Source organism: Bacteroidota bacterium (genome assembly GCA_039821555.1).
In the GTDB taxonomy this organism is placed as follows: Bacteria; Bacteroidota; Rhodothermia; order Rhodothermales; family Rubricoccaceae; genus JBCBEX01.
This window is the reverse complement of record JBCBNX010000026.1, coordinates 42617-49709: the sequence shown is the minus strand read 5'-3', so window position 1 is coordinate 49709 and position 7093 is coordinate 42617. Positions and strand designations below refer to the sequence as shown.

At 69.2% G+C, this 7093-nt stretch carries 3 protein-coding genes; all 3 read right to left on the bottom strand.

Annotated features, from left to right (window positions below):
• Positions 1–109: 109 nt before the first annotated feature.
• The 3 genes from AAFU51_17505 to acnA all read right to left on the bottom strand — a co-directional run bounded on the left by AAFU51_17505 (position 110) and on the right by acnA (position 6913).
• Complete coding sequence (locus AAFU51_17505; protein ID MEO1573050.1) at positions 110–2689, bottom strand: polynucleotide kinase-phosphatase; 2580 nt, start codon at positions 2687–2689, stop codon at positions 110–112.
• On the bottom strand, positions 2686–4107 hold the full coding sequence (locus AAFU51_17500) for a 3' terminal RNA ribose 2'-O-methyltransferase Hen1 (protein MEO1573049.1): 1422 nt from the start codon (positions 4105–4107) through the stop codon (positions 2686–2688). The genes AAFU51_17505 and AAFU51_17500 overlap by 4 nt, the downstream gene beginning before the upstream one ends.
• Positions 4108–4177: 70 nt before the next feature.
• The gene (gene acnA, locus AAFU51_17495) at positions 4178–6913 is read right to left on the bottom strand and encodes an aconitate hydratase AcnA (protein ID MEO1573048.1); all 2736 of its coding nucleotides are present in this window, start codon (positions 6911–6913) and stop codon (positions 4178–4180) included.
• Positions 6914–7093 lie beyond the last annotated feature (180 nt).

Below are 7093 nucleotides of genomic sequence, written 5' to 3'. Positions count from 1 at the left end.
GCGCTCCTCGTGCGCCTTTCGGAGACGCAAACGGCGTCTCGTGAGCACCTGACCCGATCAATGTCCACACGCCCTAGTCGACGCACAGTCGAGGCACGGTCCGGCCGTCCTACAACCTGGGGTCGACGGGGTCGGATTCGAGGGCGAGCACCCCAAAGGCGCAGGCGTGGACGCGGCGCAGCGGCTCCTGGCGGACGAACCGCTCCAGCCCTTCTACGCCGAGCGCGAACTCCCGCAGCGCGAGCGAGCGCTTGCGCTTGAGGCCGCGCCGGCGCAGCCGCTCCAGGTGCTCGGGCCGCGTGTATTCCGGGCCGTAGATGATGCGGAGGTATTCGCGCCCCCGACACTTCACGGCGGGCTGGATGACGCCGCGCTTGCCCTGCGCGATGAAGTCGAGCGGCTTGACGACCATGCCCTCGCCGCCCGCCTTGGTCATGGCGGCCCACCACGCTGTCGCGGCCTCGACGGCCTCCGGGTCAGTCACGTCCACGACGCGCACAGCGGTCGGGTGCAGCGTCTCGTCGCCCGCCGCCACGAGGTTGGCGAGCGTGTCCATGTGCCAGCCGTGGTCCTGGTCGACGTGCACCGCGCCCTCCGTCGCCAGCAGGTGAAACGGCGCGAGCCGCAGGTCGTCCACGCTCTCGACAGGCCAGCAGTAGCCGCGATAGGCCGTGGTGAAGCGCTCGGCGTCGGCGAGGCGAGTGCGGGTCTGCTGGAGAAGGTTTGTCACGTCGAGGCCGGTCTCGTTGGCCTGCGCGAGCACGTCCACCACCTCCGGCAGCGCGGCGCGGGCGGCGGCTCCGGTGGCGGCATACTGCTGACGCAGGAGCGCCTGCGCCTTCGCGCTCCACGGCATCAGCTCGGCGTCGAGCACGGCCCAGTCGGTGCTGAAACGCTCCCAGAAGCCCGCCGCGTTCATCGCCTGCCGCACGCGGTCGAGCAAAGCGGTTTCGACGGTGCGGTCCTCGAAGAAGCGGCGGCCCGTGCGGGTGTAGACGATGCCGTCCTCGCCTGTATCGACACCAAAGCGGCGCGCAGCGGCCTCGGCATCGCGGCACACCACCACGACGGCGCGACTGCCCATGTGCTTCTCCTCGCACACGACGGTCGTCTGGCCACGCTCGCGGTAGTAGGCGAAGGCCTCGGCCGGGTGCTCTAGGTAGCCCTCGCGCGTGCTCGTCTCCACAGGCGACATCGTCGGCGGGAGGTAGACGAGCCAGCGTGGGTCGGCGGCGAAGCGGCTCATCACCTCCAGCGCGGCCGTCGCCTGCTCCTCGCGGATCGTGACCGTTGGGCGCAGACGCGTCGTGATGCGCTGCTTGCCTGCCACGTCAGCGAGGTCAAGGTCTTGGTCAAGGAGTTGCTGCGCCGTGAGATCAGTGCTGTCGGCAGGCGTTTCGAGGAAGGGGCGTGCTGGCTCCGCGTAGGTCTCGGCGGCGGGCACCGACACGAGTTCGCGCTCGGGCCAGCGGAGCGCTGTGAGCTGCCCCCCGAAAACGCAGCCTGTGTCGATGTTGATTGTGTCGTTGAGCCACTCGGCGTGCGGGACCGGCGTGTGCCCGTAGACGACGGACGCGCTGCCGCGATACTCCGCCGCCCAGTTGTGGCGGACCGGCAGGCCGAACTCGTCGGTTTCGCCGGTCGTCTCGCCATAGAGCGCGAAGTCGCGCACGCGCCGCGACGTGCGGCCCTGCAGGTCCTCGCGCATCCCGGCGTGCGCCACCACGAGGCGACCCTCGTCGAGAACGTAGTGGCTCACCAGCCCGCTGAGGAAGTCGGCCATGCCGCGCTCGAATGCGGGGCGCGCCTCGTCAGGCAGCGCGGCGATCTCGTCGAGCGTCTGCTGCAGCCCGTGCGCCACCTTGACCTTCCGGCCGCGCAGCTTCCGCACGAGTTTGTCGTCGTGGTTACCGGGCACGGCGAGCGCGGTGCCAACTTCCACCATCGCACGGACGCGCCGGTAGACGCCGAGGCTGTCGGGGCCGCGGTCCACGAGGTCGCCCACGAAGAACGCCTGCCGCCCCTCGGGATGACGCAGCGCCGGGACGCCGTCGAACACGTGCGCGGGGTCCTCCGTGTAGCCAAGCTCAGCCAGCAGCGCGTCGAGTTCGGCGCGGCAGCCGTGCACGTCGCCAATGAGGTCAAACGGGCCGTGCTCGTCGCGCTTGTCGTTCCAGAGCCGCGTCCGCTCGATGGTCACCGCGTCGACCTCCTCGGGCGTGGTGAGCACGTGGACGTAACGAAAGCCTTCTTTGCGGAGGTGCCGCAGCGAGCGCTTCAGGTCGCGGAGGTGGTTGCGCACGACGTGCGGGCCGAAGCCGCGGTCAGGCCGCGCGTCGTTGCGGGCCTGGCAGACGGCTTCCGGCAGGTTGAGCACGATGGCGACGGGCAGCACGTGGTACTGCTTCGCGAGCTTGAGCAGCCCTTTGCGCGCGAACGCCTGCACGTTGGTCGCGTCCACGACGGTGAGCCGCTTGCGCGCCAGCCGCTTCGCCGCGACGTAGTGCAGCACGTCGAACGCGTCCTGCGAGGCGTCCATGCTGTTCTCGTCGTCGGAGACGAGCGCGCGGCAGGTGTCCGACGAGAGCACCTCGGTCGGCTGGAAGTGCCGCGCGGCGAACGTCGACTTGCCCGACCCGCTCGGGCCGATCAGTACGACGAAGGCAAACTCGGGAATCTGGATGGTCATACGGGCACCTCGCCGTCAGTCAGGGTCACGTCAGAGGCCATGGTGTCAGTCCGCTCGAAGACAGCCATCTGCGACGGCGCGCCGCGCGTCGGGTCCTCGGGGCCGATGGGTAGAAAGCGGACGGCATAGCCGTGTGCGTCGGCGAGGCGCGTACCCCACGCGGCGAACTCGGCGCGCGTCCACTCGAAGCGATGGTCAGGGTGGCGAAACTGGCCCGCAGGCAGGCTCTCGAAGAGCGCGTTGTACTCCTGGTTGGGCGTCGTCACGACGACGGTGCCAGGGCGCGCGTGGGCGAAGACGGTCCGCTCGAACGCGGCCAGCCGTGGCGCGTCGAGGTGTTCGATCACCTCCACCACGGCGGCAGCGTCGAAGCCGTCGAGGCGACGGTCGCGGTAGAGCAGCGAGCCGTGCAGGAGCCGGACCCGCCGCTGCTGGCGCTCAGGCCGCCGGTCGAGCCACGCCTTTGCCCGTTCGAGCACCCGCACGGACACGTCCATCCCGACGATCTCGGTGAACTGGGCATCGTCCATGAGCCGCCGGACCAATTTGCCCTCGCCACAGCCGAGGTCGAGCACGCGCTGCGCGCCCGCCGCCTTGAGCACGTCGACCGCCGCGTCGAGGCGCTGGTCGTGAAGCCGCATCGGCTGCTCGACGGCCTCTTTCTTCGCCGCCTGGGCGTCGTCGTCGGGCAGCGCCGAGTCGTCGGCCTCAGCGAGGCGGGCGAGCGCGTCGCGGGCGAGGCCGCCGAAGCGGAGATACCGGCGCGTGATGAACGCGCGCTCGGGGTGGCCCGGCAGCCACGCCGCGCCCTTATCGAGCAGCTTGTCGACCTCGTCCTCGCCGACGTAGTAGTGCTTCGCACCGTCGAGGACGGGGATGAGCACGTAGAGGTGCGAGAGCAGGTCGGCGAGCCGGACGGTGTGGCGGAGCGTGACGGTGAAGTACGGGCTGTCGCCCCACTGTGGAAACGTCTCGTCCAGCGGGTGTCCCGTCGCCTCGACCTCGTAGCCGAGCGGCTCGAAGAGGCGGCGGAGCACGTCGGCCCCGCCGTGGCAGGGCACCACCGCCAGCCGCGCCTCCAGCGGAATCGGCGTCTCCACAAGCGCGGGTCGGTCTTTGCAGCGCCCGCCCATCGCTGTGCCGAACACCTTCGAGAGCGCCACGCTCAGAAACGACGACGCAACGTAGGGGCGGTCGTTGACGTACTGCGCCAGCGTCGCGCCCTGCCCGCGCACGAGCCCGATGGGATCCACGTCCAGCAGCAACGCCGCCATGCAACGCACGTCGCTCACCTCGGGGTAGAACACGTGCGCCTGCCCGAACGGGAGGTCGAACGTCTGCACCCGCGCCGGGTGTTTGTGGAGGAGGTACCCCAGGTCCGTCGCCGGGCTGTGAGTCGTCGTGAGAGTCAGGAGCATCGTTGGAACACACAAAAGCGGTGCGACATCGCTGCCGCACCGCTTGGCTACGAGAGCATGTTGGGAGCCGCTAGGCCGTTTCGAGCGCGTTGTTGAGGAACTCGCGCAAGACGTAGTGGAGGATGCCGCCGTGGCGGTAGTACTCCACCTCGACCGGCGTGTTGAGCGCCACGACCACATCGAAGCTCACGGTCGCACCGTCGGCCTTCGTGGCGGTGATCGTGAGCGGCTCGCCGGGCTTCACGTCGTCCGTGACGGGGATGTCGAAGTGCTCGGAGCCATCGAGGCCGTAGGTGTCGAGGCTCTCGCTGGCCTTGAACAGCAGCGGCAGCACGCCCATCCCGACGAGGTTGGAGCGGTGGATGCGCTCGAAGCTCTGCGCGACCACGGCGCGCACGCCGAGGAGGATCGTGCCCTTGGCGGCCCAGTCGCGCGAGGAGCCCATGCCGTAGTCGTTGCCCGCGAAGACGACCAGCGGCGTGCCGTCGGCCTTGTACTTCATCGCAACGTCGTACATGTAGCCCTGCTCGCCCTCGGGGAGGTAGGTGCTGTGACCGCCCTCGGTGCCCGGCGCCATGCGGTTGCGCAGGCGGATGTTGGCGAACGTGCCACGCGTCATCACGCGGTCGTTGCCACGGCGGCTACCGAACGAGTTGAAGTCCCTGGGCTTGACGCCGCGCGCCTCCAAGAACTCGCCAGCCGGCTCGCCCTGCGGGATCGCGCCCGCCGGGGAGATGTGGTCCGTCGTGACCGAGTCGCCTACCTTGACGAGTGTCCGCGCGCCATGGATCGGCGCGATGGTCGGGGCCTCCGGCGTCACGTCGAGGAAGAACGGCGGCTCCTGGATGTAGGTGCTCTCGTCGCTCCAGCCGAACTGCTCGCCGCCGTTAACCGGCATTGCGTTCCAGCGCGGGTTCGAGTTCTCGATGTCGTCGTACTGCTCGGCAAAGTGCTCGGGCTTGACGGCCTGGGCAATGGCGTCGAGGATCTCCTGCTGGCTGGGCCAGATGTCCTTCAGGAAGACATCGTTGCCGTCGGCGTCTTGGCCGAGCGCGTCGTTCTGGAGGTCGATGTCGACCGTTCCGGCGAGCGCGTAGGCGACGACGAGCGGCGGGCTCGCGAGGTAGTTGGCCTTGACGTGGCTGTGGATGCGGCCCTCGAAGTTGCGGTTGCCCGAGAGCACGCCCGCCACGATGAGGTCGCCGTCCTCGATGGCGCTCTGCACGGCGTCCGGGAGCGGCCCCGAGTTGCCGATGCAGGTCGTGCAGCCGTAGCCGACGAGGTCGAAGCCGAGCGCGGCGAGGTCGTCGAGGAGGTCGGCTTCGCGGAGATATTCGGTCACGACGCGGCTGCCGGGGGCGAGGCTCGTCTTGACGTAGGGCTTCACCGTGAGGCCCTTCGCGCGGGCGTTGCGGGCGAGCAGCCCCGCGCCGAGCATTACGCTCGGGTTGGAGGTGTTCGTGCACGACGTGATGGCGGCAATCGCCACGTCGCCGTGCTTCATGTCGAAGGCGCGGCCCTGGTCGTCACTGTAGCGGCCCGTGTTCGCGAGCGCGTCCTCCTTCAGCCCGAAGCCCTGCGGGCTAGCCGGGCGCGTGAGGCTCTCCTTGAACTCGCGCTGCACGTCGCCGAGCACGATGCGGTCCTGCGGGCGCTTCGGGCCCGACATGCTCGGCTGCACGTCGCCGAGGTCGAGTTCGAGGACGGAGGCGAACTGCGGGTCGGGCGTGTCGTCGGTGCGGAAGAGGCCCTGCAGCTTCATGTAGCGGCCCACCTTCTCGACGAGGTTCGGGTCGCGCGCGGTGCGGCTGAGGAAGTCGAGCGTCTCCTGGTCGACGGGAAAAAAGCCCATCGTCGCGCCATATTCGGGCGCCATGTTGGCGATCGTCGCGCGGTCGGGGAGACTCATTGCCGAGAGGCCCTGGCCGAAGAACTCGACGAACTTGCCGACGACGCCGTGCTGGCGCAGCATCTGCGTGACGGTGAGCGTGAGGTCGGTCGCCGTGACGCCCTCGCGGAGGTGCCCCTTGAGGCGGAAACCGACGACCTCCGGCATGAGCATGTAGATCGGCTGACCGAGCATGGCCGCCTCGGCTTCGATGCCGCCGACGCCCCAGCCGAGCACGCCGAGGCCGTTGATCATCGTCGTGTGGCTGTCCGTGCCCACGAGCGTGTCGGGGTAGACGATCGGCAGGCCCTCGGGCGCTTCCTTTTCGAGGACCGCCGTGGCGATGTATTCGAGGTTCACCTGGTGGCAGATGCCGCGCTCGGGCGGGACCACGAAGAAGTTCTCGAAGGCGTCGGCGCCCCAGCGGAGGAACTCGTAGCGCTCGCGGTTGCGCGTGAACTCGATGTCGGCGTTGAGTTGCAGCGCCTCGGGGATGCCAAACGTGTCGACCTGCACCGAGTGGTCGATGACGAGGCTGACCGGCACGCGCGGGTTGATCTCGGCGGCGTCGGCGCCGTTGCGCGCCATCGCGCTGCGGAGCGCTGCGAGGTCCACGACGGCCGGGACGCCGGTGAAGTCCTGCAGGAGCACGCGGCCGGGCTGGTACGGGATCTCGACCTGCGCCGGGGCGGCGGGGTCGTAGGACGCCAGGTTCTTGACGTCGTCCTCGTTGATGAGGCGCCCGTCGAGGCCGCGCAGGGCGCCTTCGAGGAGCACCTTGATCGAGAACGGGAGGCGGTCGATGTCGTAGCCCTGTTCCCTGAGGGCGTCGAGGCGGTAGTAGTAGGCCGTGCCGGAGCCGGTGTCGAAGGTGTCGCGGGCACCGAAGGCGTCGTGCACGGAAGCGTCGTAGGCCATGCTGCTAAAGGAATCGGTTCGTCGGGGGGAAACGTCGGAATGTAGTAGCCTGCGCGAAATTTCGCTGGTGAATTATCGTGCGAGGATGGGGAATACCCTGATACCGGGCGGGTGCACGTGGGTTGCGCGCTGTTCGCCGCCGACGGGCAGCCGGCGACGGGGGGCCACCAAATGTTTGCG

Coding starts and splice junctions, on each gene's coding strand:
- AAFU51_17505 (MEO1573050.1), bottom strand. CDS start 2,689: ATGACCATCCAGATTCCCGAGTTTGCCTTCGTCGTACTGATCGGCCCG.
- AAFU51_17500 (MEO1573049.1), bottom strand. CDS start 4,107: ATGCTCCTGACTCTCACGACGACTCACAGCCCGGCGACGGACCTGGGG.
- acnA (MEO1573048.1), bottom strand. CDS start 6,913: ATGGCCTACGACGCTTCCGTGCACGACGCCTTCGGTGCCCGCGACACC.